This is a genomic window from Enterobacter sp. AC1 (genome assembly GCF_050434705.1).
Classification (GTDB): domain Bacteria; phylum Pseudomonadota; class Gammaproteobacteria; order Enterobacterales; family Enterobacteriaceae; genus Enterobacter; species Enterobacter cloacae_L.
Window position 1 is genome coordinate 93,402 of the sequence record NZ_JBNDIZ010000006.1, and the last position, 26,163, is coordinate 119,564.

Consider the following 26,163-nt stretch of genomic DNA (forward strand, 5'->3'; position numbering starts at 1 on the left):
TCAGTATTTCACCGTCCAGAACAGAACATCTTCTGACTACCTGGTTAAGCAAGGGGAATAAAAAATTACTGGTCGATAAGTCCTCACCATGCCCTATGAGTAAATGCTCTTTTTCCCCACACTGAAATGGGCACTGGACCATTACTCTAGCGCCTGATGAAAACAGCAAAACTAAAGATCCCACCCCTACCGTTACCCCGATAAATATGGATTGTTCAAATTCATGAAGCTCAGCATCAGTAATCATATTGCTCTTACCTTTTTGACGGCATAGCATCTGCTCTGGTGATACATGTGTATCACTATGTGTACCAGTGACACCTGTAGCAGGATGGTTTCCGGGGCTCTTAACAAAACCGGCGGTCTACCAATAATTAAGCACAGGAACGGGCATTGTGGGTAAGACTGGCGGCGGATAAATGATCCCGGCTCTATGGCCGGGATCTGTCTTACTTAATAGGATAATTATAATGCTCTGGTATTTTATAATTCTCAGGAAAATCGGCTATGTGGGGAATTTTGACATAACGATCAATGTCTTCTCTCGTTTGTTCAAAAAGCCCAGCCATTCCAGATAAAAAAGTTGAAATACGCAATAATGCCGCCTGCATTGCTAATTCATCTTTATTTTCTTTTGCAGTAAAAAACAGCTCGATTGTTAAGTTAAGGTTTTTCATATTCTTTTGAAAGTTTTCAACTATTGAATAATCCTCTGCCAAATAAAGCTCATCCTCATCGAGATCTTCCCCTGCCTCATGCTTTAGCAGCTCTAAATAGGCATCTTTAAATTTATCTAACTTACTGATATCAATCATTTTGGCAATCTCCGACCTTCGGCTTTAGCTGCCTTAGTTTTTGCATCATTAAACGAACCATCAATATTTAGGACGGCTTTAACTTTCCCTTTACTATCAAAAACTTCGATATGATCTTTATGTAGCCCATCAAGATAGTACTTATCGCCTTTAGCGATATAATCCCCAACAGGTTTCTTGGCTTGATAAACACTCTGCCCCTGAAATATCTGACTAGTTTTCTGAGCATTATCTTTCATTTGGCTACCAAAGCCGGGTTGCTTGAAAAATTCGCCCATATTTCCAATCGCGCCTTTATTCGGCTGATATTTACTAATTCCTCCGAAAGCTGCCGCCGCTACACTCGCTACAATATCAGCCTGGATCGCATCCAGTCCATATTCTTTCTGAAGAGCTTCCGACACTTTGTTGGTTGAAATAACCCCATCGGCCTGGATCTGATGCATCCATGTTGCAGTAAGATCATAAGCCATCTTAGCCGGAATATCCTGACCCAGTGCTTTATCAAGCGCATGTTTCACCGCCATGCTGTCGGCCAACACATCACCATATTTCTGCTGACAAGTCGCCGGACTGGCGGCACAGTCACTGATCAACTGCTGCTGTTGGGCGGTACTCAATTCCTCGTATTTCTTTATGACGCTGCCACAGTCGCCGCCCCTGGCCTGACAGGACTTCATTTCAGCGGACCAAGCGTCTATCTGCTTACTGCTCAGATAGTTATTCTCAACCGCATTCTTACCACCCTGTGCCCCCGCAGCCGCTGAAGCCGTGCTGTCTCCCGCTATTCCTCCGGCCATCCCCGCCGATATCGTCGCCAGCGTGCTGACCGTCTGCTTCTGCTCCTCGCTCAGGTCACTCACCGCTTTGCCCGGATACAGCGACGCCATTATCGCGTTCGCCGCAAGCTCCCCCGTGGCCGCGCCCGCAGCACCCGCCGCCGCACTGTTGCCCTGCAACGCTGCAACCGTACCACCCAGTATGGCGTGAGCAATGGCTTTCGCCGCCGCGTTGTCGTCGATGCCCATACCGTGGCCGATATAATTTGCCAGTTCCGGCGCCGACGCTCCCGCCAGCGCGCCGGCGATATCTCCGCCCGCCAGCCCCTGAAGCGCCGCCGTTGCCGCCTGAATGCCACGCTGAATGGTGCTGCCCGTACCAAACTTCGCCTGTTCGTCCCGGTACGTCTGCGTCTCTTTCAGTTGCTCAACCGTCAGGTCAGGGTGCGTCTTACGCGCTTCCTTCAGCGCATTCAGCTCGCCCTGCGTTCTGGCGATGTCTGCCACCTGCCCGCCGATATCGCTGATGGCGCTCACCTGCGAAAGACGCTGCTGCTCCTTCTCCTTGTCAAATATCGGGCTGATGCTGTCGTTTGCGTGCTCTGTGTCCCGGCTCAGGCTGGCCACATCCTGCTGCGAGTTTTACGATCGCGCACAACGCAACTACATCCCGCTCTAGGGCAAGTGGGTTTCACAGGCCGGGTTTACTGACGGGATGCCGAGCAAAATCCGGGTGATGCCCAACTGCATTGTCATCACTACTCAGAACAGCCGCGAACTATGGGGCTGCGCCGAGGGTTTAAGCGTCGCCCACTTCAACAAGAAGAAGATGAACCAGTGGATCAAAGAGTTTCCGGGAGCGTTGAACGATACCGGCGATCTGCCGGTGTACAAACGAGGTAACGGGCATTTTTCCTGACCGATAAAAGTAAGATCCCGGCTCGGTGGCCGGGATCTCTACTACTTAAGGTTGATAATCTTCATATTCCCAGTAACTGAATCGACTTAATTTGATGGCAGCTTTTGACCAATCGCTATCATTGCAGGCAATGATCTTTTTCTCTACATAAGAAAGGATCTCATCATAATCATATTCTTCGACAATGATCATTCCTTTACCAGACAAAACCTTATTTAATACCAGCTCGTTTTGAAGCCAAATTGGCGTACATACCAACATATCAAAAGCTTCAGCACCGTTTTGATCATTAGGTCCGATCATTAGCCTGATCCAACAACCAAAGTTGACAGGATCGGTTGGCCAATAGTTGATTAAACTATCCTCCAGTTCCAGCGATCTCAGCCCTTTCAATTCAATATTCATTTAGTTATATCCAGATGTCCATTGCTGATAGGTCTCCCCGTTGGCGTCAGTTTTTGTTCAAAATTGGCCTGAACCCCCGTCGTGGCATGAGGGCTATTTGGTTTAGTAGAAGGCGGGCGATAAACTCTCAATCCATCAGAACTGACCCATGCGGTACCATCACTGGATACTCGATACCCTGGCCCTACCCATGCTTCACCCAATGCGTTAGCGTCCTTAGCTGTCGCCTGACCTAAACCAAAATTACCTTTATTCCCTTTTGCCGCATCCCTCAATATACCTATCTGTTCTTCGATAGGTAGGGAAGATATATTACCGACATCGGATTTATTTGGCTGAGATTCAGCGCTCCGCGCATTATCCTCATCCTGCGGCTCCCAGCCTCCCGGAGTCCCCGACCCCGCACCGCCCAGTTCAGCTTTCTCACCATCCGTCAGATCCTTGCCAATATTCGGATTCGAAGCACTCCCGGAACCGTACTTATCCTGAAGCGAGCTGAGATACTTACTGGTGATCTCATCATTGCCCATCATTTCCAAGGTAACAAGATGATCCAGTTCATCAGCGGTCAGTTTGTCGGCAAGTGTTTTCGCCACGGCTCCGGTAATACCGGCCTTGACACCGATTTCTAGCAACTGCTCTGCAACCTTCGTCCGGCACGGTGCTGCAACCGCGCAGCCTCTGGCAACCAGTGCAAGCGAATTTGACTCCGCCGCCGATTTCCCGGCCTGCGCCCCCGCAGCAGCCGATGACGTGCTGTCTCCCGCTATTCCTCCGGCCATCCCCGCCGATATCGTCGCCAGCGTGCTGACCGTCTGCTTCTGCTCCTCGCTCAGGTCACTCACCGCTTTGCCCGGATACAGCGACGCCATTATCGCGTTCGCCGCAAGCTCCCCCGTGGCCGCGCCCGCAGCACCCGCCGCCGCACTGTTGCCCTGCAACGCTGCAACCGTACCACCCAGTATGGCGTGAGCAATGGCTTTCGCCGCCGCGTTGTCGTCGATGCCCATACCGTGGCCGATATAATTTGCCAGTTCCGGCGCCGACGCTCCCGCCAGCGCGCCGGCGATATCTCCGCCCGCCAGCCCCTGAAGCGCCGCCGTTGCCGCCTGAATGCCACGCTGAATGGTGCTGCCCGTACCAAACTTCGCCTGTTCGTCCCGGTACGTCTGCGTCTCTTTCAGTTGCTCAACCGTCAGGTCAGGGTGCGTCTTACGCGCTTCCTTCAGCGCATTCAGCTCGCCCTGCGTTCTGGCGATGTCTGCCACCTGCCCGCCGATATCACTGATGGCGCTCACCTGCGCAAGCCGCCGCTGCTCCTTCTCCTTGTCAAATATCGGGCTGATGCTGTCGTTCGCGTGTTCCGTGTCCCTACTCAGGCTGGACACATCCTGCTGCTGGTTCGCGGTATCACGGATGGTGATGTTACCCTCGCCCACCGCCGCCTGCGTCGTGCCTTCCGCATGACCGCTGCTGCCCGCTACCGATACCACACCGCCCGGCAGGTTGCCCTTGAATGCGTCTCCGCCAAAGTCACCGCCGCCGCTGAGGCTGATACCGCTGTGGCTGACCTTATAATCCGCCTCGTTGTGGATATCCCGGAAGCCCAGCGTTCCCGTATCGAGACTGTTTTTGTCCGCCGTCGCCGTCGAGGCAATCACCGCACCGTCAAGCTGCGTGTGGCGTCCCACCGTCACATCAAAGCCGCCTTCACCCGCGAAGAGCCCTGTCTGCTCCTGCACCGAGTCATACGTGCTCTTCATTTTGTCCTGGCTGGCGCTGATGTAGCCGGATCCCGTCATGCTGCCGAAAGAGAAGCTGCCGCCTGCCGCCGCGCTGTTCTGCGTCGATTTATAATCGTTGCTGTCCTGCTGGCTGCTCATCCACAGGTCACGCCCGATATCCGCAACGATTTTATCGCCACTCACCTGCGCGCCGTTCAGAATGGCGTCCCGACCGCTGGTCATGGAGACCGTCCCGCCGCTGTCGAGCGTTGTTTCCGTCCACGCCGTACCGTCGCCCTTTTCACTGCCTTTCGAAGCATTCACGTTCGCAAACACGCCGATGCCGTAACCGCTCTTGCCACCGCCAATGCTGACGCCTGCGCCGCCACCGCTGCTGCTGTTCTTTCCTGTCGTCTGCTGCGTGCTGGCCGCACCGCCCAGCACAATGTCGTTCGCTGCGACAAGCGCGGTGTCTCCGCCCGCCTTCAGCTGGCTGCCACCGATAAGAATGTCGCCGCTGTTATCGCCTTTCCCTTTCCCGGTCGCGGTGATGGACAGATTATTCCCCGCATTCAGCGTACTGCCCGCAACCGTGTCACTCTGCATGTGCTGCTCGGATTTCGATTTCTGCGAGGAGAGCGAAACGCTTACGCCTATACCGCTGTTGGGATCGCCGTTAATCTGCGCCATTTCCGCGCCCTGCGACGCCTGTACGCCTGACAGTGCCGCTTTGGTGGCTTTCAGCGCCGCAAGGCGGTCATCGCTCTCGTCTTTCGCGTCGCGTGCGGTGGTGACCGCATTGTTCACCGCGCTCCCCGCCGCCCCCGACAATGCCACCGTCAGCCCGCTGCTCTTCTGCTCAAACGTCTCATCGCGGGTGCGTTTGTCATGCCCCGGCTCAACCACCACGCTGTCGCCGGTCAGGCTGATATCCTTCTGCGCGATGATATCCGCCCCGCCGATATGCGCCTGTTTGCCCGCCGTGATGCTGACGTTACCGCCCGTTGAGCCGACGGTACTGAAGCTCTCGCTCTGGGTCGTGCCCTGCTCGCGAAGGTCGTGGGTAGTTTTGCTGCTGCCGATGGTGAAGCCGATGCCGCCCGTGCCCATCAGGCCGGACTTTTTGGTCTCCTTGAAGCGCCATGAGGTGTCGGTGTTGGTCGCCGCCACGATGTCCACGTTGTTGCCTGCGGACAGGGCCACGTCGCCGTCTCCGGCAACCGCAGAACCTTTCACCAGCAGGTTGTTCCCTGCCGACACCGTCACGTTGTCGCCGCTCAACAGCGAACCTTTCTCCCGCGTCGAGCTGTCTTCCTCGATGGTGTGGGTGGTCTTTTTGCTGAGGAACCCGCTGCTGGTTTTGGTTTTCTCGCGGTAGCGGTAATCGCTCTCCGTTGCCGTCGTCAGGTTCACGTCGCGCCCTGCCGCCACGCCAATATCGCCCTGCGCAGTGACCTCTGCCGCCTGCGCGGTCACGTCTCGCCCGGCGACGATCGCCGTATTGCCGCCGCTGGCAATCTCCGTTCCCTGCTGACGAACAGATTCATCGATGGCGTTTTTTTTCTTCGCCTGGCTGCTGGAGCGTTCCGTTGAGGCTTCCGCCAGCAGATTCACATCCCGCCCGGCCTGAATCCCCACATCCCCTTCTGCGGCCATCGCTGACGCACGGGCGTTCACGTCGTTACCCGCCTGCAGGGTGAGATCGCCGCCCGCACTCAGGGTACTGCCCTGATGCGTGACCGATGCCGTCTCCGTGGTCGCGCGGTTGCGCCCGGCACGTCCCTCGCTCATTGCCATCTCGTTGGCGGTGATGTTGATGTCATTCCCCGCCGCCATGGCCAGGCTGCCGCCCGCCGACACGTTGGCGCCGGTCACGTTGATATCCTGTCCGGCGCGCATCGTCAGCCCGTCGGTGGCGGTGATGGAGGCCCTCCCGCCCACGTCCGTGCCGCTAAAATGCACATTGCCCGCGTCGACATTCCACTGCTGCGCGCGGGTAACGTTGTTAACGCTGCCGGTGACGCTCTCCAGCCCTACCGTTTTACCGCTGATGGTGGAGCCGATGTTGTTGATGTCCCCCAGCGCGCTCAGGTTCAGCCCGCCACCTGCACTCAGCAGCCCGGCGTTGAGGTTACTCAGGCTATTGCTGCTGTCGATTGCCAGGCCATTCTGCGCCGCGATCGTACTGCCGCTGTTGATGACGTTACCGCCCGCCAGCTGGACGTTATTACCGCTAATCACGCTGCCGCTGTGAACGGTGACATCCTTCGGTGAAAGGTAGACTTTCGGGATCATCACCGTCTGGCCGTTGAGGGTCGCTGCTTCCCACCACAGCAGGCTGTGGTCAAGCGCGGCAACCTGAGCCGCCGTGAGCGCCACGCCGAATTTCAGCCCCAGCGTTTTCTGCTGCTCTGCGGCGCTGTCCATCAGGTAGCGCATCTGATCAAGATCGGAACCGATGCCGTTGATATAGCGGCTGCCGGTCTGGTTGAGAATGGCGTTGCTGACGTAACGGGTATCAAATGCCGCGTCGCCGAGGAACCGGTAGTCGCGGTCCGGGTTCAGGCCCAGACGGTCAAGGAAATAGGCCGAGCCGAGGAACTGGTTCCGATCGGTATACGCACTGTTGGTTTCACGCGGCGCACTGCCGGGTTTTATGCCGAGCAGGTCATACAGTCCGTCAAACAGGCTGTCGTCCATATTGCCGAGGTCATCAAGCTTCGGGTTCACCGTAATCAGATACGGGCTATCGGGATCGGTTGACGGGACAAAATAGCCGTTGTTGCCGGACGGCAGTGGATAGTTTCCACTGCTGCCGTTTTGGTCGGAAAGTGATGAACCACCGGAAATATCTTTCAGGGCGTCGCTTAACGCATCACGCCATTGCGGCGTGGCGATGTCCTGCGTATCGGTTTCGACAAGAGACTGCGCCTGCTCGCCGTTGGCGATGGAATGGTTGCTGAGTGGGGTCAGCGTTGGGGCAGCAATCGTATTGCTAAAGCCGTCCGTGTTCGCGGTGACGAGCGTGTTGCTGATGTCGGTAGTGAAGGTGGCGGAGACATTGCCGCCTGCCTGTATTACTGCCCTAACAACATTAGCGGTATTTTCTGATTCGACCTCACGCCCAGTCAGAGTATAAGTTATACCACCGGCATTAATGGTTGATGCCGTGTAGACAAGATACTCCGTCTCAGAACTGGCCTGATAGCTTTGGTTGTTGAGTTGCGCACCTTTTAGGTTAATGTCGCGATTAGCAAGTATATTGCTACCGCTATTGTCGAGATAATTTGCAGTGATATTTAGATTATTAGCTGATGCTATGCGCGCGGCCTGACCAGCACTGCTTACATCAACCTCAGTTCGTTTAATAGCAAAACGCTTGGTTTGACCCGAATCATTAATCCGGTAAGAGGTGGTAAAGAAAGGCTCATCCATGCTGCACGCACCTGGATAGGTTGGATAACTCATACAGCTTCCAACCCAGACATCCGTGCGATTTTTTACTATTGAATAGCTTCCTTCCTCCATATCATCCAGGCTTACAAAAAAGGATGAATCACCAACCCAGGAAGGGTTAACCAAATCAATTATCTGAGTATTCGAATTGCTTCCATCACGCTCATTTAATAAGTGGGCTGTAATGATCGTAATATCACCCTTCTGCGTCTCAATATTCCCGGATTTATTCACCACTTCGCTGTTCGCCGCCCCCGCCGCATTTTTCTGCATCCACAGGCTATTCCCTGCCAGAATATCGCCGTAGACGTTATGGATACGGTCAGCGAAAAGCTGCATATTATTCGCGGCATAAATCAGTGCGGTATTGAGCAAGGTACCCGCAGCATTCATCGTCAGGCTGCCTGCCGTACCGGTAAAGCCATTTACGGTAATGTCGCTCAGGCTGTTAAACGCCACGTCGCCGCCTGCAGAGAGGCTACCGGCTGCATTGAGCAAAATACGTTGCGCGCTGAACGTGCTGTCACCCTTACCTGCGGTGAACTGGCCGTTGTTGGTTAACGCCCCACCGGCGCTCAGAACGAGGCTGTTTCCCTGCAGGGTGCCATTATTGGTGATATCACCTTCAGCGGTGAGAGAAAGCGTTTTGCTGGCGGCCAGCGTTCCACTGAACTCCAGCGCACTTAACAGATGAAGCGTGACGTCCCCCAGCGCCACAATCTGACCCGCGTTGTTCAGCGTGTCGCTGTTAAGCGTGAAGTTACCCGCGCTGAACAACCTGCCGCTGGTGGCATTGGTCATCTCATCGCCCTTCACCGTAAGCGAAATGGTGCCGAGTGCCGTACCGCGGTTATTCAGTTTTTGATAGTTAATCAGCAGGTCTGCACCCTGCAGCGTGCCGTCGTTGGTGAGAGTCGTTCCCCGTAGCTCGGCGTTGTCGGTCGCCAGTATCCGCCCATTATTCAGGGCGTTCACCGCATCCAGCAGCAACCTCACCGCCTGAACCAGCCCGCTGCTGCTGTTCTCCAGCTCCAGCGCGGTCAGCGTGAGGCTGCCGCCAGAGAGCACTTTGCCGTCGTTCTGCACGCGGGTGGTGGCTTTCACCGTAGATTCTCCACCGCCCTGTATCGTTCCCTGATTACTCAGCGTGGCAGCCGACACCGTCAGCGCGTTCTCACTCAGCAGCACGCCGCTGGCGGTATTGCTCAGTGCCCCGGCCGCATTCAGCGTCAGCCCTTCCCCCTGAAGCCGTCCGCTGTTGATAAGCTGCCCTGTCGTAACCGAGGTCGTTTTCCCCTGGATTTGCCCGGCGTTGGTCGCATTGCCCGTATCAAGCGACAGCGCGCCTGCACTCAGCAGTTTTCCACCGGCCAGATTGTTCAGCTCCTGATTCATGGCAACCGACAGTGCATCAACGCCGGTGATTTCACCGCTGTTGGTCAGCGTCTTCCCCTTCAGCGTGAGGTGCTTCGCAATCCACTGTCCGCTGTTCGCCAGCGTCAGTGCTGAGAGCGCCAGCTCACCATTTGAGGTGATTTTGCTCCCCGTAGTGCCGGTAAGGGTGCTGTCGATTTGCGCATCCAGTAAATTTTCTGCCTGGATCGCACCGCCGTTCGTAAGCGCCTGCGCATTAATAAGTACCCGTTTCCCCTGCCATTGCCCTGTATTTCGCAGATCGCCGCCCGTCACGGACAACTCGCCTGCCGTCAGCAACGATCCCGACGCGTCATTCACCAGCGACAGTAACGGCGCCGCCATCTCCAGGCGGGCAGCGAGCGTCAGGGCGGCAATCCCGGTCAGCGTTCCGCTGTTCGTGATGCTGTCCTGATGCGCGGTGACGCGGTTCCCCTGAACCGTGCCGTTGTTGCGCAGCGTATTTCCCGTGAGCAAGAGATCGCCCGCCGACAGCAGGCTGCCGTTATTCACGGTATTGATGGCATTCAGCGTGATGTCGCCCTGACTCATCAGTTCGCCGGTATTGCTGAGCGTTCCGCTGGTTGAGGCGTCCAGTGAGCCGGTCGCGAGTAAACTTCCGCGGTTAGTCCAGTCACGCCCGCGGAGGCTGACGTTCTCTCCCTGTAGCTGGCCTGCGGTGGTCAGCGAGGTTCCTGAAAGGCTAAGCACCCCAGCCGTGAGCGTGCGGGAGCCTGCCAGTAAATACAGCATTCCGGCGGTCAGAGACAGTGCGATATCGCCCTGTAACAGACCGGCACTTTCGAGGCGATCTGCATTCAGCGTCAGCGTATTGCCCACGATGCTGCCCGCGCTGGACACCGACTGCGCCGTGATGCGGTTTGCCCCGTGAGCCAGCAGCAGTCCCCCCGCGCTGTTATTCAGCGAGTCGTAATCAACAAGAAGTGAGGTGCCGCTCACCTCGCCGCTGTTGGTCAGGGTTGAGCCAGACAGGGAAAGCGCGGCATCGCTGGTGATAATGCCAGCGTTTTTCAGTTCAGCGAGTGAAAGTGACAGCACGGCCGGACTGTACAGCACCCCGCTGCTGCGGTTATCCAGCAGACGGGTGACCAGTGAAAGCGTCGTTTGAGCGTGGATCAGGCCGCTGTTAATGACGTCAGGGCTGTCGATTGCGAGCGAGGAGGCCGTCAGCGTCCCGCTGTTGCTGAGATGACCGGTTTCAACCTTAAGCCCTGAAGCCGATGATTTTCCCGCGTGGTTGAGGCTGTTATCCGCCTTCAGAATCAGGCTGCCTTTGGCAGCCTGCGTTCCTTCAAGCTTTGCATTGAGCACGTCCACGCTGATGCTGTTGCCCTGCGTCTGTGCCGTGGCCGTAGTGTTGAGGCTGTTTCCCTGCAGGGTAATGGCGCCACCCGCGCTGGTTTCACCGGCAAGCGTGGTCCCGGTATTGTTAAGCAGCAGATCCCCGTCGCTGTGGGTGACTGACTTTTCGCTGGCGGTGAACGTCTGCGCAGAGGTCGTGAGCCCCCGGGCACCGGAAAGCGTACCGCTGTTGACGATCTGCGCCGCGTTCAGCGTCAGCGCGTCATCGCTGATAAGACTGCCGCTGTTGTTCAGGTTACCGCTCGCGATAACGGTGGTTTTGCCTTTCGCGCCGGTGTCGCCGGAGAGGGTGACGTTGCGTGCGCGGATATCCAGCGTGGAGGCACTGTTCAGCGTGCCGGAGCTGGTGATATCGGTCCCCGAGACGGTCAGGCTGTTGCCCTGAACGGTGCCGGTATTGCTGAATGTCCCGGTGGTAATCCGGGTATCCGCAGCGGCTGCAAGCGTGCCCTGGTGAGTGAGGCTGCCCGCGCTGACGGCGAGGGATCGTCCGGCGACATTGCTGCCGTTCAGCCGGCTGTGGCCGGACGTGGTGAGCGTGATATTCCCGCTGGCATTGGTTGTGCTGCTGCTCTCCTGAGTCAGCGTCTGACCGCTGAGCGCAATCTCTGAGGCGCTGAGATTTCCGCGCTGCACCAGCTCGCCGCCCTGAACCGACAGCTGCTGGCCCGCGACGACAGCGCCGTTAAGCACCACGTTTTCCGCACCGTTCACGGAAAGGTGACGACCGGCACTCGCCTGGGCATCTGCACTCTGGATAACGCTTTTTGCTGCAAGCGTCGCGTCGTTTGCGGCCGTGAACGCACCGCCGTTCTGCGTCAGCGTGCCGCCGGTTGTTAACTGCAGGTTTTTATCGGCGGCGATGCGGGCCTGGTCAAGCGTCAGAGCACTCTGACCGGAGACGGTTAAACTGCCACCCGCTTTATGTTCGCCGCGTAACCTCACGTCCGCCGCGCTGACCGTGGTGCTGCCGCTGGCAAGGGAATTTTTCAGCACCACTTTTCCCGCGCTGTTGAGCGCAATATCCCCCTGACGCGCGTTAAGGTTGCCCAGGTTTACGCCCACACCCGCCTCACTGGAGACCAGACGAATGCGGTTGGCGTACATGCCACCCAGCGCGCCGGTGTCTACCGCCACCTTCGGGGCTTCGCCTTCACCTTTTAACGCGCTGACGCTACCGTCCGCCGTGACGCGGTTCGCCCCGGTTACCAGACGTAAATCTTTCGCATGCAGTTGCGCATTGATCTCGGTCGCGCGGGAAATGATCGACACCGCATCGCTCTGGCTACCATTCAGCCCCGCACCCTCGATGGTGACGGCGCCTTTGGTCACATCAAGCGACTGCAGCTTACCGCTGGCATCGAGCACCGGTTTACCCGTGGTGAGCGTCACATTCGGCGTATTGATAAACCCGCAGCCGTTACAGGTGATGCCGTAGGGGTTCGCCACAATGACATTGGCCGCCTTGCCCGCGACTTCGGTATAGCCCTGCAAATTCGAGCGGTTAGTCCCGGTGACTTCGTTGATGATGCCTTTGGCTTCCTGCCCGGCTTTCAGGTTGGGGTTGTTCTGAATAATCCCGCCCAGTTGGGTCTGGTTGAGCTGCCCGGTCGCGTTATTGAGGATCAGCCCCTCTTTCCCGACGTTGTAATCGTTGTACTTGTTATGGGAAATACCGGATTGATTCGGCGTGGCGATATTCACCACCGGCACGCCGTTGGCCGCCTTGTCCATCTGCGTATTGCCGGACGGGGTGAGGGTTGCTGCCATCGCGGGCAGCAGCGGCTGCGTCGTCAGCAGCACGCTCAGTAACGCGCTCAGCGCGCGCTGCGAAAAACGAACCTGATCCTGTTTCATCATCCCTGTCCCTTAGAAAGCCACTGATACGCGGTAATAAATCGTGAGGTGGTCCGGCCCCAGCCAGTCCGGGTACGCCATCGGTGTGCCAACGGTAAACTGGCTTGAGTAGTTACGATGAGCCGTCGTAAGACCCAGTGCAGCGCCCCACAGCGTGCCGGAGGCGTAACGGTCGAAACCGTCCTTCTTCAGCCAGCCGCCATCGATTGCCGCCAGCAGGCCGACATCCCCTACCCACGGCAGCGTAAAGAGCGAATAATTCAGCTCATTTCGCCAGTAGCCGCCGTTATCGCCGGAGATGTACTGCTCCTTAAAGCCGCGCACGGAGGCTTCGCCACCCAGCGTCAGCCGCTCGCTGCCGTACAGCCGGTCCGGCGACCACTGAAAGTAGACGCTGGTCAGCCACCACAGTCTGTCCGCAACGGGGCGCTGAAAGCTTCCGTTCACGCTCCATTTGCGAAACTCTGCTTTCGGCACATCGCCATGCTTGTCGTTATCATCTTCTGCGCCAAACCACGGTACCCCCTGAGTGAAGGTCGGGTTCAGGGTCGCCACGCCGGAAGCGATTTTTTGCGTGTGGTTAAGGCCCAGTGAGAAACTGGAGAGTTTGCGGCTGCTGGTGGCCAGCAGAACATCGTCGAGATAGTTATGGTTGATACGGTGCGTGAGGCCCGCCGACACGCCGGTTTTGATATCGCCATTGCGGAACAGCACCCAGGAGCCCGTCAGGCGGTGCGTCTCGGTATCCCCCGTCGAACGCCAGAGATAACCGTTATTGTCGATGGTGCTGAGGTAGTTGCTCCAGCTGTAGCTGTAGTCCAGCAAGCCATAGCCGTAAGGTACGCTGACCCCGGCGGCAAAATTCTGCGCATCATGGCTATTCGAAAAATCGCTGCTGCGCCCGCCGCTGACAAACCACTTATCCGCCAGACCCAGCAGGTTATTGCCGTACACCGCGCCACTGAGCTGCCCGGTCCCGGTACTCTTTTGTCCGCTGTTATCGAAACTCACTGTTCCGCTGAGCGGGAATTCAGGCGTAGCCGTCAGATTAACGATCGAGTAGCCCTGCCTGTCGCCGGGCAATATTTCTATTTCAACCGGCGTCTGGCGCACGCGATTGAGTTGCTCCATCCCCTGTTCGATATCGCGCAGGTTGAGAATTTTTCCTTCGAGCCCGGGGAAGGTCATGTTCAGGGTGCGCGCCGGAACGCCTTCAAGGCGTATTTGCTGGAGCTTACCTTCCAGAACCGCGAGCTGGAGAACACCACCGGAGAGATCCTGTTCGGTCAAAAACGCACGGCTGGTGATATAGCCCCGGCTGATGTACCAGTCAGACACGGCGTTAGTCAGGGTATTTAAACGGGCAATATCAAGGCACTGATTCAGCCACGGCGCAACCAGCCGTTCTTTAGCTAACGGAGAGAGAAGGCTGGCACCCGTCAGTTCGATGCGCGAGATAGCAAAACAGGGGCCTTGTGGGGTCGCGGTACTGTCGGGCTGAGCCGGACGCGGTAACACCACGCTGCGCTCCAGTTCTTCACGCTGGCGCTGGTTTTCATCCAGCAGCTGCTGCTGTTGCTGCTGAATGGTATTGCGGTCGGCCGGCGACAACGGGGCGGCGAGTGCGATGCCTGGCACCAGTAACACGATGGCTGTCAGCAGCGTGCGTGCTGATGTTTTCCCTAACACTATTTACTCTCCGCTCAAAGTCCGCTTTCAAACTTGACTGTTAAAAAACGAGCAACTTATTTCAAAAAGTAAATAGTGTAAATATCAATAAAGAAGATAAGGATATTTCTGGCGCATTTTCAGATTTTTGCAGGGATAAATACGAAGCAATATTAAAGAAATCCCCCATCGCGCCGATCATCATCCGTGTGTATTATTTCCTGTAGCGTTGACCACAACTATCCTTAACTCAAATACTTAAGCGCCAAAGCGAAAGGCATCATGAGCACACCGATCAAACGGCTAGAAATCATTAAAAATGCCATTGAGCTGGAAGATGACGACATCATCCACAGCCAGCTGACACGCCTGAAAAATGAAGCGTTTGACGATGAGCTACAGGCAATCGTCGTGGCGCTTGAGGAGAAGAACTACACCGCGGCGATGGCGGCCATCGTCGCCTGGCTGCAGGGCCAGCGCGCGGTTACCCCGTGGCGCGACCCGCAGGTGGCTGCCAGCAAGCTGGAGCTGAAGGCGCTGGAAGAGCGCCTGCGCGATCTGATAGACCGCCGCAACGCGCGGGTGCAGCAGCTTGACGAATTCAACGATCTTTATTTCTCCCGCCTGGGTCCCCTGATGCAGCAGATCCTCGCCCTGCGTAAAACCCTGGCGGAGCTGAACCTGCGCCGTCAGCAGGCGGAGGCGCGTCGTCGCGAGGAAGATTATCGCCGCTGCCAGCGCTATATGGCGCAGGCGGTCGAGGTGCTGGCGACGCTGACCCAGCGCTGGCGCGATCTCCCTGCGGATTCCGTACAGGCCGCCGAGGCGCGCAAGCATCTGGAGCAGCAAAGCGATCTGATTGCCAACCTGCTGGCCGAGGCGCTGGAGCTGGAGAGCGGCTTAACGCGCGAGGAGGAGCCCGCGCGGCAGGCCCGCGACGAGGCCAACGAAGAGTACGAGAAGTATCGCGAGCAGCATCACGATGCCGAAGTGCGGCTGCGCAAGGGCAAAGATCTCTCGGAAGAAGATCGGAACGAGCTGAAGCGTCTCTGGCGACAGGCGAGCAAGCTCTGCCACCCTGATCTGGTGGCGGACGACCTGAAAGAAGAAGCTAACGCGATGATGGTGCAGCTCAACCAGGCGAAGCAGCGCGGCGACGTTAAATCCATTCGCTCTCTGGTGGCCCGACTGCAGCAGGGCTTCGAGCCGCTGATGGCCAGCGACAGGCTGAACGATCTGGAACGTATCCGCAAAAAAATGGCGCAGGTGCGCGAGCAGATCGACATTTTAGTGAACGAGCTGGCGGAGCTTGAGAAAGAGGAGTCCTGGCTTCTGGTCTCGTCGCTGAGCAATATGGAAGCGTACTTCGCTCAGCAGGAGAAAGCGCTGCACGAGGTCCGCGCCTCGCTCGAACATCAGGTGAACGAAGCGCAGCTGGATTCCGCCGCGTGACTATTTGGCGTGCCAGTATGCGCTGGCACGCACCAGCTGAGGGTCAATCGCGTCGGTTTCAAACTGACGGCTCAGCGTTTTCACCACCTTTCCTTCCCCGGTCAGCCAGATGAAGTAGTCATCCGCCGGGACGCTCAGCGCCGCCAGATGGTCGGCTACCGCCTGCTCGCTGTGGCCCACCACCCAGGTGATGTCGAACGCGCTCAGGTGCGCCAGATACTCCTTATAAGACGCGTCTCCAACCGTCACTACCGCATGAACCTCCGGGCGAACCGGCAGTTTAGCAATGCCCTCTAAGCGCCGACGCAGGGCGGGCATGCCGGATTCATCGCACACGTACAGCTGCCAGGCGTAATCCTCCGGCACAACCAGCGAACCCCGCGGGCCGCCGATGGTCAGCCTGTCGCCCACTTTCGCCTCAACCGCCCAGCGGCTGGCGATGCCGCCGTCATGAACGAAGAAATCAAGCACCAGCTCATGACGGGCCTCATCGTACAGCGGCGTATAGTCGCGCGCCTGCGGACGCACGCCGTCGCCCCACTCGATGCCTTCATCGGTAACCACCGGCGGAACAAACGTTGCCCCGGACGCCGGGAAAAAGACTTTGGTGTGGTCGTCGAACCCGCGGGAGCTAAAGCCCTCCAGCGCCTCGCCGCCTAAAACAATGCGCTGGAAACCCGCGCTGGCGCGCTCAACGCGAAGCACCGTCAGCTCGCGAAAACGCAGGTCATTACGAACGCGCTGTGGGTAACGGGTAGATGCCATTTTTAGCCCCTTCTCTGGTGAATACGATATATCTAAATCAATTTTCAAATGATAATGATTACTAATAAGAAAAAATGCAAGATCTTTTAGATTGCATCTGAATATATCTTAGATATAGTTTAGATATATCAAATTGAAGGGCATATTATGCGACATGAACACGACGGCGGCGGGCGCCGACCGCGCTTTTTTGGCCACGGCGACCTGCGGCTGGTGATTCTGGACATCCTGACCCGCAGCGCGAGCCACGGCTATGAGCTGATCAAAGAGATAGAGAACCTGACGCAGGGGAATTACACCCCCAGTCCTGGGGTGATCTATCCGACCCTCGATTATCTTCAGGATCAGACGTTTATCGCTATTACGGAAGAAGAGAGCGGGCGTAAGCGAATTACGATTACCGCTGCGGGCCAGCAGTGGCTGGATGAAAACCAGGAGCAGCTTGAGAACATACGGGCACGTATCAAAGCGCGTTCCGTCGGCTTTCAGCTGCGCAAAAACCCGCAGATGAAGCGGGCGCTGGATAACTTCAAAGCGGTGTTAGACCTGAAGGTGAATCAGGGAGAGCTCAGCGACGCGCAGCTCAGGCAAATCGTCGGGGTGATTGACCGCGCGGCGCTGGAGATCTCCCAGCTGGATTAAGCCGGGGCGTGCTCGCTCACGCGGAAGACGCGTACCAGCTCTTTCAGGTGCATCGCCTGTTCGTTAAGCGAGGCCGCCGCCGCCACGGACTCCTCCACCAGCGCGGAGTTTTGCTGGGTGGTGGCATCAATCAGGCCAATCGCGCTGTTGATCTGGGAGATCCCCTCCGTCTGTTCATGGCTGGCCTGGCGGATCTCGCGCAGGATCGCATCCATCTCCTCCACGTTGCCCACCATCCCGTTGATCAGCGCGCTCGCTTTCTCGACCAGGTTCATCCCGTCCTGGGTCTGGCTGGTTGAGCTTTCAATCAGCTCGCGGATTTCGCTGGCAGACGACGCGCTCTTCTGGGCAAGCTGACGCACCTCACCGGCCACCACCGCAAAGCCGCGACCGTGCTCTCCGGCGCGCGCCGCTTCCACCGCCGCGTTCAGCGCCAGAATGTTGGTCTGGAAAGCAATGGCGTCGATCAGGTCGATAATGTCGGACATCCGGTTCGACGTCTCGTTAATCAGGCGCATTTTGCTGGTCACCTGCTTCATCATCTCGCCGTTGTTTTTGACCACCGTGGCGGCATCTGCCGAGAGGTTGGTCGCTTCCCCGGTGTGCGAGGCCGTGTTTTTCACCGTCGCGGTGATCTGCTCCATCGAGGCGGCGGTCTGTTCAACCGAGCTTGCCTGCTCTTCCGTGCGCGCGGCCAGATCCTGGTTCCCGGCGACAATCTGCGCGGCTGCGCTGGAGATATTCTCCGAGCCGGTTTGCACCTGCTGCACAATGTCCAGCAGACGCGTCTTCATCTCCATGAGCGCATGCAGCAGCAGACCCGTTTCGTCTTTGCCGTGCGGCGTGATGCTGCCGGTCAGGTCGCCCTCTGAAATCGCTTTAGCAAAATGCACCGCCTCGCCGAGCGGGCGGGTGATAGCACGCACGATGAACCAGCCAATCAGGCTGCCGACCGCGACGCTAAAGAGGGTGATCAGGATCAGCAGCAGGCGGTTAGACCTGAAATCCCCTTCCACCTGCGCGCCTGCGCTCTGCATCTCGCTGTTTTGAATGGCGATCAGCTCCTTCACCTTCGCTTTGTAAGCCTGCTGCACGGCGAGGGTCGTGGTCATCATCTCCTGAATGGCGCCGGCACGATTGTTGTTCTGCACCGCCTGCAAAATACGGTAGCGCGAGTCCAGATACTGCTGGCGCACGCTGCGGATTTCCGCCAGCACCTGCTGAGATTTTTGATCCTGCAGCGCGTTGTTCAGCTCGCCCAGGATCACCGTGATGTGCTCGCTGATCGCTTTCAGGTGCTGCTGAGATTGCCCGGTGTAGGTGCCCTGTTCGTCCAGCAGCATCAGCTGTTGAGTGCTAATAAATTCCTGGAAGTTATCGATTAACTGGTTCGCTTTTACCGTGGTTGGATAGTCACTGGTAATAATGGACTGCATCCCATTATTTGCCCGGTTCAGACTCAGCAAAGACAAGCTTGCGCTGATCGCCATCAGGACAATAAAGAACCCAAACGCCAGAAATAATTTCGTGCCGATCTTTACGTCATGTAGGAACATATTTTCTCCATCGATGTGATTATTTCTCAGACGATCGCTGTTATCGGTAACGAATTCGCTAACTTTATGACTTTGATCGTTTTTTTATTTCATAACCCTCACAATGGATAGGTAGAGGCTATTAATATTGCTCCATCGATCGTTACCAGACCACCTGACGGGGTTTTTTCGAAATAGCATTCTGAAGAATTGACTTAGGCGGGAATAAATAACTGAGGCACTTTTTTTAGTTATTTAATATTAAGTTAACAACAAACCTCATTAATAGTCACATCTAGAGAATAGAAAAGCCGCTTATGCCTTACGGTATAAACGGCTTTTCCGGAACATGACGGCTTAATGGAGCACGGTCACGGCATCCTTGAGACGTCCGGCGCGGTGTTTCACCATCGCAGAAATGTGCGCGCTCTCCTCGACCAGGTCGGCGTTTTTCTGCGTGATGCTGTCGAGCTCGGCCACCGCGCGGGTTAACTCTGACAGCCCGGTTGCCTGCTCGGACGTCGCGTGGCTGATCTGAGCGATCAGCTGCGTCACGTTTTTCACCTGCTCGACAATATCATCCATCGTGCGGCCTGCGGCGTGAACCTGCTCGGAGCCGGACTGTACCTTGCTGGCGCTGGCATCAATCAGTTTACGAATATCATTCGCTGCGCTGGCGCTGCGGCTGGCGAGATGGCGAACTTCGCCCGCGACCACGGCAAAACCTTTCCCCTGCTCCCCTGCCCTTGCCGCCTCAACGGCCGCATTCAGCGCCAGAATATTGGTCTGGAAAGCGATATCGTTAATCAGGGACGTAATCGAGCCAATTCGCTGCGTGCTGTCGGCGATGTCATCCATGGTCTTGACGACGGTCTGCATCGCGTTGCCCCCTTTCGTCGCCGCGCCGCTGGCGGCGACCGAGAGTTTGTCCACCTCGGCGGCGGTTTCAGAGTTACTCTGAACGGAAGCGGCCATCTGGTTCATTGTCGCGACGGTCTGCTGCACGTTGGCCACGGTCTGACGCGTACGATCGTTGAGATCTTCATTGCCCTGCGCCAGCCTGTCGCTGCCGTCCCGCACGCTCACCACCTGACTCGAGACGTCATTGATCAACCAGCGGCACATCAGGCCCAGCTGCCCTACCGCGCGCAGCGTCAGCCCCAGCTCGTCGCTGCGGTTCAGATGCTGCACGCTGTTGCGCTCGCCGGTTGCGACCTTCAGCGCCTGTCGCGCCACATTCTCTACAGGGCGGACAATCTGTTGCTCAAACAGAAGCGTCCCCAACAACATCACCACCGCGGCAGCGGCGAGCGGCGTCCAGCCTGCATTGGTCGCGACCAGCGAGGCGGCGAGCAGGGCAAAGAGCGCCGCCATCACGCCGCGCACGCGCCAGCGCAGCGGCATGGCCGGCAGTTTACCCAGCCAGCCCTTTCCCACCACCAGACCTTTGTGAATACGTTTTTTACAGCGCCCGGCATTCAGCGCCCGGTAGAGCGGCTCCACGGCGGCAATCTCTTCCGCTGTGGCCTTCGTGCGGATCGACATATAGCCCGTCACCTGCCCGCGGCGCACCATCGGCACCGCGTTAGCACGCACCCAGTAGTGGTCGCCGTTTTTACGCCGGTTTTTGACGATCCCGCTCCAGGGCTCGCCCTGCTGCAGCGTGTACCACATATCGGCAAACGCGGCTTTTGGCATATCGGGGTGGCGCACCATATTGTGCGGCTGGCCCGTCAGCTCATCGAGCGGGTAGCCGCTCACCTGCACAAAGGTGTCGTTGGCGTGGGTGATGTAGCTGTGGACGTCAGTGGTAGACATTAAGGTGGTGTCATCGTCCAGAGGATATTCATTCTGGGTGACATAGGTTGGAGAGGACATCGTGGGCATCCCTTGCAGGTTATTTGAATGTTAATTTTGTGGGTCATTGTTATTTCGGCGGTAAACAATTTATCTTTAGTTGTTAAACTTGATGAAGATCGCAGATTTGACTTAAACCATACTTTTTGTACGATTTTATAATTCATTGATTTCAAATACTTTCACTAAGAAATTACCCACAAAGTAGGATTAGTTAATGCTCGCTAAAGTCGCAGCACATGCACTGCTTTAGTGCAGCCGCCCCTTTCATCCCTTCTTGATGCGCTCTGGCGTGTCCCGCTAAATCCCGTTTCGGTTGTATCGGCATGATTAAATATTGTGCAACATTATTTTAACCTGGCGTTTATCCCGATTTTCGATAAGGCATCTGAAGTGGCGTAATCCCTGCAATACTTAACTCAGTATCATGTGATACGCGATCCCCGGGAGCATATTTTGAACAGGTTACCTTCCAGCGCCTCGGCTCTTGCCTGTACCGCGCACGCACTGAATCTCATTGAAAAGCGAACGCTCGATCATGAGGAGATGAAACAACTTAACCGAGAGGTCATCGATTACTTTAAAGAGCACGTCAATCCTGGTTTTCTGGAGTATCGCAAATCTGTTACCGCCGGCGGGGATTACGGAGCCGTAGAGTGGCAAGCGGGGAGTCTTAACACGCTTGTCGACACCCAGGGACAGGAGTTTATCGATTGCCTGGGTGGTTTTGGCATTTTCAACGTGGGGCACCGTAATCCAGTTGTGGTTTCCGCCGTACAGAATCAACTTGCGAAACAACCTCTCCATAGCCAGGAGCTGCTCGACCCGCTTCGCGCCATGCTCGCGAAAACGCTGGCGGCCTTAACGCCCGGCAAGCTGAAATACAGCTTCTTTAGCAACAGCGGCACGGAATCGGTCGAAGCGGCGATTAAGCTCGCCAAAGCGTACCAGTCGCCGCGCGGGAAATTCACCTTTATCGCCACCAGCGGCGCGTTCCACGGTAAGTCCCTGGGCGCACTGTCCGCTACCGCTAAATCCACCTTCCGCAAACCGTTTAAGCCGCTGCTGCCGGGCTTCCGCCACGTGCCGTTCGGCGACATCAACGCCATGCGCACCGTGCTGACTGAATGCCGTAAAACCGGCGATGACGTGGCCGCGGTGATCCTGGAACCTATCCAGGGAGAAGGCGGCGTGATCCTCCCCCCGCAGGGCTATCTGCCTGCCGTGCGTCAGCTGTGCGATGAGTTTGGCGCGCTGCTGATCCTCGACGAAGTCCAGACCGGGATGGGTCGCACCGGCAAGATGTTTGCCTGCGAGCACGAGAACGTTCAGCCGGACATCCTGTGCCTGGCGAAAGCGCTGGGCGGCGGCGTTATGCCAATTGGTGCGACGGTTGCAACCGAAGAGGTCTTCTCGGTGCTGTTCGACAACCCGTTCCTGCATACCACCACCTTTGGCGGCAACCCGCTGGCCTGTGCGGCAGCGCTGGCGACCATCAACGTGTTGCTGGATCAAAACCTGCCTGCGCAGGCGGAGCAGAAAGGCGACATGCTGCTGGACGGCTTCCGCCAGCTGGGGCGTGAATATCCGGATCTGGTTCAGGAGGCGCGCGGCAAAGGGATGCTGATGGCTATTGAGTTTGTTGATAACGAAATCGGCTACAGCTTCGCGAGCGAGATGTTCCGCCAGCGGGTGCTGGTGGCCGGCACGCTGAACAACTCGAAAACCATCCGCATTGAACCGCCGCTGACGCTGACCATTGAGCAGTGTGAGCAGGTGCTGAAAGCGGCACGCAAAGCGCTGGCAGCGCTGCGCGTGAGCGTGGAAGAGGCGTAATCAACGCCGGGTGGCGCTACGCTTACCCTGCCTACCAAATACTGCATATGTTAGCCCGGTAAGCGTAGCGCCACCGGGCTGCTTTTTATCGGTGAAACTCCGCCACCGTCATGGTGAAGCGAAGTACAGTAACGCCTTCATTGGCATAGCCGTGCGCGGCTTCCGTTTTCGCCACCGCCGACGCCCCGGCAGCAACCTGCGTTAGCGTCTCGTCCACCGTCAGGGTTAACATCCCTTCGTTCACGTGCAGCAGCTCAAAGGTTCCCGCCGGATGCCCCGAAGAGGTAAAGCGCTCTCCCGGCTGCATCTCCCACTGCCATAGCTCAATCATATCCGGGCCTGCGGTGCCCGCCAGCAGCCTGGCGTAACCGCCCCGTGCGCCCTGCCACAGCACCGGAATTGCAGCCTCTTCGATAACGTGCACCTGCGGCTCGCTGGAGACGTTAACGATATCCGCCACTGAGATCCCGAGCGCGGCGGCCAGCTTGCACAAAATGGCGATGCTGGGGTTGGCAGCGCCCTTTTCGATCTCCACCAGCATGCCTTTGCTGACGCTGGCGCGGCGGGACAGCTCGTCCAGCGACAGTTTTTTCTCTTTCCGCCAGTTGCGGATGCGGTTCGCCACGGCCAGGCTTACCTGGGCAACGTCGGCGCCCTGCGTAGTCATTATATTGACTTTATCAGTCATTGGTCACTACCATGGTATAAAACAGTCAATACAGGATTATTTATGTCTCTCGTTACGCCGTCAATAGACTCGCGTCTTGCCGGGATTGCCCCAGGCTTTCGGGCGCTGAGCATTCTGGTTGAAGCTGCGCCGATTACCCACCCGGAGGTGGCGGCTGCCGCGCTGGCGCAGGCCTGCCAGCAGATGCTTAATGATGATGTGCCATGGGCTGCTGCACACCTTTCAGGCTGGGATGAGGTGTTTAAAGCCTTCGGTGCGAAACCGAAACGCACGCCCTGCTCGGCATCCGCCCTGCGTAAGCGGGTGCTGAAAGACGGCTCGCTGCCGCCGCTGGACCCGGTGGTGGATATTTATAACGCGGTGAGCATTCGCTACGCCATTCCGGTTGGCGGCGAAAATCTCGCGGCTTATTCAGGCGCGCCGCGTCTGACGTTGGCCGACGGCAGCGAGCCGTTTGATACCTTCAAAGAGGGACAGCCGGTGGTGGAACATCCGGAACCGGGCGAGGTTATCTGGCGCGACGATCTCGGCGTCACCTGCCGCCGCTGGAACTGGCGCCAGGGGATACGGACGCGTCTGGACAGCCAGGCGCAAACCATGTGGTTTATTCTTGAGAGCCTGCCGTCAATGCCGCTTGCGGCGCTGGAAGAGGCGGGAGAGGAATTGGTGGATAGCCTGCAGCGGCTGATGCCGGGGGCCACAACATACAGCCAATTATTGGAATTTTAATGCCTAATTTTATCTTGCTCCGTATGAACATCTTTTTGTAAAATTATCTCATACAACATGAAGGTAAAAAAAATGCGTGTTTATTTTTTAGAATGGAATGCCGATTACGGTAAATTAATGATTGAGAACTTGGCCAAAAGCCATGATGTCAAATTAATTAATCATGTTTTACGTAATTATAAGTCGCTGAACAAAAAAATCCCATGGGAATTCTTTAAAAACGCGCATAACAAATTACATAGCTGGCTAAAATTTAAAAACATCGGTAAAGATGATTTAATCGTATGTAATGGGTATAGTACTTTGCCACTTATAAAATTACTCTCTCACGTCCCATCAAGAAAAATTGTAGTACTGAGGGATACTATTGAAAAACTTAATACTAATATGATGGCAAAAGGACTTTTGGGACCGAATAAAAATTATCTTGATGAAATATCAAACGTTTTCGATAAAATATACAGTTTTGATCAAGGTGACTGCAATATATATAACCTTAATTATCTGCCACCCTTTCTTAGCTTCACGAGCGATCAGTACGATATAAAATCTCTGACATGCACAACGAATAAAATTTGCTACTATGTTGGTGCTCATGATAATTACCGAGAGGAAAAAATCAAGGAAATATATAACCTAATTAAAAACTATGGTTATGACATTGATTTTAACCTAATATCTAATGACGAAATAGTTTTGCCTCCCTATTGCAAAAATAAAAAAATCGATTATTTTGATAACCTATCAAAAACTCAACATGCTGATGTTCTTATTGAGATCAACAGACCAGGTCAGATTGGCTTAACATTAAGAGCTCTTGAAGCTTTATTTTATAATAAAAAACTAATAACTACCAACCTTGAAATAAATAAATCACCTTTCTATGATCAAGACAGAATATTTATTTGGGGACATGACAACCCTGAAAAATTACATACTTTTTTAAACAAAGCCATCCCAGCAGTCGATCCTCAAGTCATTGAAAACTATACTGCCGATGCAATGTTAAAAAAAATAATCGAATAAAAATCTATCCCCTCATACTGAGGGGGATATTTTACTCCGGCAACAACCCCACAAAGCTGCGCTTTTTGCGCGGTTCCGACATCAATTCCTCGAGCTTATCCACGCACGCCAGATAGTGCGGGGTTTGCTTGTGCGCCAGCACCGCCTCTTCGTCTTTATAGGCCTCGTAGATAAAGAACCGGGTTTTTACGCGCGGGTCCTGCAGGACGTCAAAGCGCAGGTTCCCCGGCTCCTTGATTGCCCCCTCGTGGTTGGCGCGAAATACCTCCAGAAACTCGTCCACCCGCTCGGGTTTGATGTTGATCTCCACTAACGTCACGTTCATTGTGCTTCTCCCTGTTTCTCTTCCTGCCAGAAATGGAACGCCTCCCGGGCGCTCATGTTCTCGTGTACCACTTTTTTCACCGCCTTCAGCATGGCGAGCGGCGCGCTGGACTGGAAGATATTGCGCCCCATGTCCACGCCGGAGGCGCCCTGGTCAATCGCGCGCCAGCACATCTCCAGCGCCTCATGCTCCGGCAGCTTTTTACCGCCTGCGATGACGATCGGCACCGGGCAGCTGGCGGTCACTTTTTCAAAGCCCTCGTCCACGTAGTAGGTTTTGACGAACTGCGCCCCCATTTCGGCGGCGATGCGGCTGGCCAGCGAGAAATAGCGCGCGTCGCGCGCCATCTCTTTCCCGACGCCCGTCACCGCCAGCGTCGGCATGCCGTAGCGCGCGCCCGCGTCCACCAGCTTGATGATGTTGTTGATCGACTGATGCTCGAACGGGCTTCCGATATACACCTGCGCCGCGACCGCGCAGACGTTCAGGCGCAGCGCGTCCTCCATCGCCACCGCCACGCACTCGTTGGAGAGTTCGCCAAGAATCGAGTTACCGCCGGAGGCGCGCAGCACCACCGGTTTGTTCGTCGCGGCAGGCACCTGGCTCCTGAGGATGCCGCGGGTACACATCAGCACGTCGGTTTCACCGAACAGCGGCGCGATGGAGAGATCGATACGCTCAAGGCCGGTGGTCGGCCCCTGAAAATAGCCGTGGTCAAAGGCCAGCATTACCGTGCGGTTGCTTTGCGGGTTAAAGATGCGCGCCAGCCGGGACTGCATGCCCCAGTCCAGCGAGCCGCAGCCTTTCAAAGTGAACGGCACATTCTGCTGCGGCGTGCCGATGCCAAAATCCTTACCGTCTTTGATGTCGTCTAAATCAGCCATTTGCT

Annotated in this window: 15 protein-coding genes and 2 pseudogenes; 6 read left to right on the forward strand and 11 right to left on the reverse strand. The window is 56.3% G+C overall.

Annotated features, from left to right (window positions below; all coding sequences use genetic code 11):
* Nucleotides 1-449: 449 nt before the first annotated feature.
* Both M2433_RS17185 and M2433_RS17190 read right to left on the reverse strand, forming a co-directional pair.
* Nucleotides 450-815, reverse strand: coding sequence for a hypothetical protein (locus M2433_RS17185; RefSeq protein ID WP_059310541.1), 366 nt, complete (start codon nt 813-815; stop codon nt 450-452).
* A gap of 710 nt (nt 816-1,525) precedes the next feature.
* Nucleotides 1,526-2,236: pseudogene (locus tag M2433_RS17190) on the reverse strand (VENN motif pre-toxin domain-containing protein); the annotation flags it as partial.
* 49 nt (nt 2,237-2,285) lie between these two features.
* On the opposite strand from M2433_RS17190, the pseudogene M2433_RS17195 reads away from it, so the two are divergent.
* Nucleotides 2,286-2,513 (forward strand): annotated as a pseudogene (locus tag M2433_RS17195) (SymE family type I addiction module toxin); the annotation flags it as partial.
* Between the two features lie 45 nt (nt 2,514-2,558).
* Here the strand turns inward: M2433_RS17195 and M2433_RS17200 are convergent.
* Genes M2433_RS17200 through M2433_RS17210 form a run of 3 tightly spaced genes read right to left on the reverse strand, consistent with a single transcriptional unit; the run spans nt 2,559 to nt 14,440 of the window.
* Nucleotides 2,559-2,918: an immunity 8 family protein gene (locus M2433_RS17200; protein ID WP_429055908.1), complete on the reverse strand. Its 360-nt coding sequence runs from the start codon at nt 2,916-2,918 to the stop codon at nt 2,559-2,561.
* A complete protein-coding gene (locus M2433_RS17205) occupies nt 2,915-12,751 on the reverse strand; it encodes a hemagglutinin repeat-containing protein (RefSeq protein ID WP_429056032.1) in 9,837 nt (3,278 codons plus the stop codon). Before M2433_RS17205 ends, M2433_RS17200 begins: the two co-directional genes overlap by 4 nt.
* Nucleotides 12,752-12,763: 12 nt before the next feature.
* Nucleotides 12,764-14,440 carry a ShlB/FhaC/HecB family hemolysin secretion/activation protein gene (locus M2433_RS17210; protein WP_429055906.1) on the reverse strand — a complete coding sequence of 559 codons (1,677 nt, stop codon included), beginning with the start codon at nt 14,438-14,440 and terminating at the stop codon, nt 12,764-12,766.
* Between the two features lie 261 nt (nt 14,441-14,701).
* Here M2433_RS17210 and M2433_RS17215 point away from each other — a divergent pair, with 261 nt between their 5' ends.
* Nucleotides 14,702-15,871, forward strand: a complete 1,170-nt coding sequence (locus M2433_RS17215; RefSeq protein ID WP_059310539.1) for a hypothetical protein — start codon at nt 14,702-14,704, stop codon at nt 15,869-15,871.
* Here the strand turns inward: M2433_RS17215 and M2433_RS17220 are convergent, their stop codons facing one another.
* Nucleotides 15,872-16,636: a siderophore-interacting protein gene (locus tag M2433_RS17220; protein WP_429055904.1), complete on the reverse strand. Its 765-nt coding sequence runs from the start codon at nt 16,634-16,636 to the stop codon at nt 15,872-15,874. It lies immediately after the preceding gene.
* Nucleotides 16,637-16,783: 147 nt separating this feature from the next.
* On the opposite strand from M2433_RS17220, the gene M2433_RS17225 reads away from it, so the two are divergent.
* Complete coding sequence (locus tag M2433_RS17225; protein ID WP_063432343.1) at nt 16,784-17,278, forward strand: PadR family transcriptional regulator; 495 nt, start codon at nt 16,784-16,786, stop codon at nt 17,276-17,278.
* Here the strand turns inward: M2433_RS17225 and M2433_RS17230 are convergent.
* Entirely contained in the window at nt 17,275-18,834 is a 1,560-nt protein-coding gene (locus M2433_RS17230) for a methyl-accepting chemotaxis protein (RefSeq protein WP_429055902.1), read from the reverse strand. The two genes, M2433_RS17225 and M2433_RS17230, sit on opposite strands and share 4 nt — an antisense overlap.
* A gap of 336 nt (nt 18,835-19,170) precedes the next feature.
* Entirely contained in the window at nt 19,171-20,691 is a 1,521-nt protein-coding gene (locus M2433_RS17235) for a methyl-accepting chemotaxis protein (RefSeq protein WP_429055900.1), read from the reverse strand.
* 435 nt (nt 20,692-21,126) lie between these two features.
* Between M2433_RS17235 and ygjG the strand changes: the two genes are divergently transcribed.
* Nucleotides 21,127-22,506 carry a putrescine aminotransferase gene (ygjG, locus tag M2433_RS17240; protein WP_429055899.1) on the forward strand — a complete coding sequence of 460 codons (1,380 nt, stop codon included), beginning with the start codon at nt 21,127-21,129 and terminating at the stop codon, nt 22,504-22,506.
* 85 nt (nt 22,507-22,591) lie between these two features.
* Here the strand turns inward: ygjG and M2433_RS17245 are convergent, their stop codons facing one another.
* Complete coding sequence (locus tag M2433_RS17245; RefSeq protein WP_429055898.1) at nt 22,592-23,194, reverse strand: helix-turn-helix domain-containing protein; 603 nt, start codon at nt 23,192-23,194, stop codon at nt 22,592-22,594.
* A 42-nt stretch (nt 23,195-23,236) separates the two neighbouring features.
* Here M2433_RS17245 and M2433_RS17250 point away from each other — a divergent pair, with 42 nt between their 5' ends.
* Both M2433_RS17250 and M2433_RS17255 read left to right on the forward strand, forming a co-directional pair.
* Nucleotides 23,237-23,923: a B3/B4 domain-containing protein gene (locus tag M2433_RS17250; RefSeq protein ID WP_429055896.1), complete on the forward strand. Its 687-nt coding sequence runs from the start codon at nt 23,237-23,239 to the stop codon at nt 23,921-23,923.
* Nucleotides 23,924-23,995: 72 nt separating this feature from the next.
* Nucleotides 23,996-24,949 (forward strand): hypothetical protein, encoded by a 954-nt coding sequence (locus M2433_RS17255; RefSeq protein WP_429055894.1) that lies wholly within the window; start codon nt 23,996-23,998, stop codon nt 24,947-24,949.
* Between the two features lie 31 nt (nt 24,950-24,980).
* Here the strand turns inward: M2433_RS17255 and lsrG are convergent, their stop codons facing one another.
* The gene (lsrG, locus tag M2433_RS17260; protein WP_003862606.1) at nt 24,981-25,274 is read right to left on the reverse strand and encodes a (4S)-4-hydroxy-5-phosphonooxypentane-2,3-dione isomerase; all 294 of its coding nucleotides are present in this window, start codon (nt 25,272-25,274) and stop codon (nt 24,981-24,983) included.
* Nucleotides 25,271-26,158 carry a 3-hydroxy-5-phosphonooxypentane-2,4-dione thiolase gene (gene lsrF / locus M2433_RS17265; protein WP_429055892.1) on the reverse strand — a complete coding sequence of 296 codons (888 nt, stop codon included), beginning with the start codon at nt 26,156-26,158 and terminating at the stop codon, nt 25,271-25,273. The genes lsrG and lsrF overlap by 4 nt, the downstream gene beginning before the upstream one ends.
* Nucleotides 26,159-26,163 lie beyond the last annotated feature (5 nt).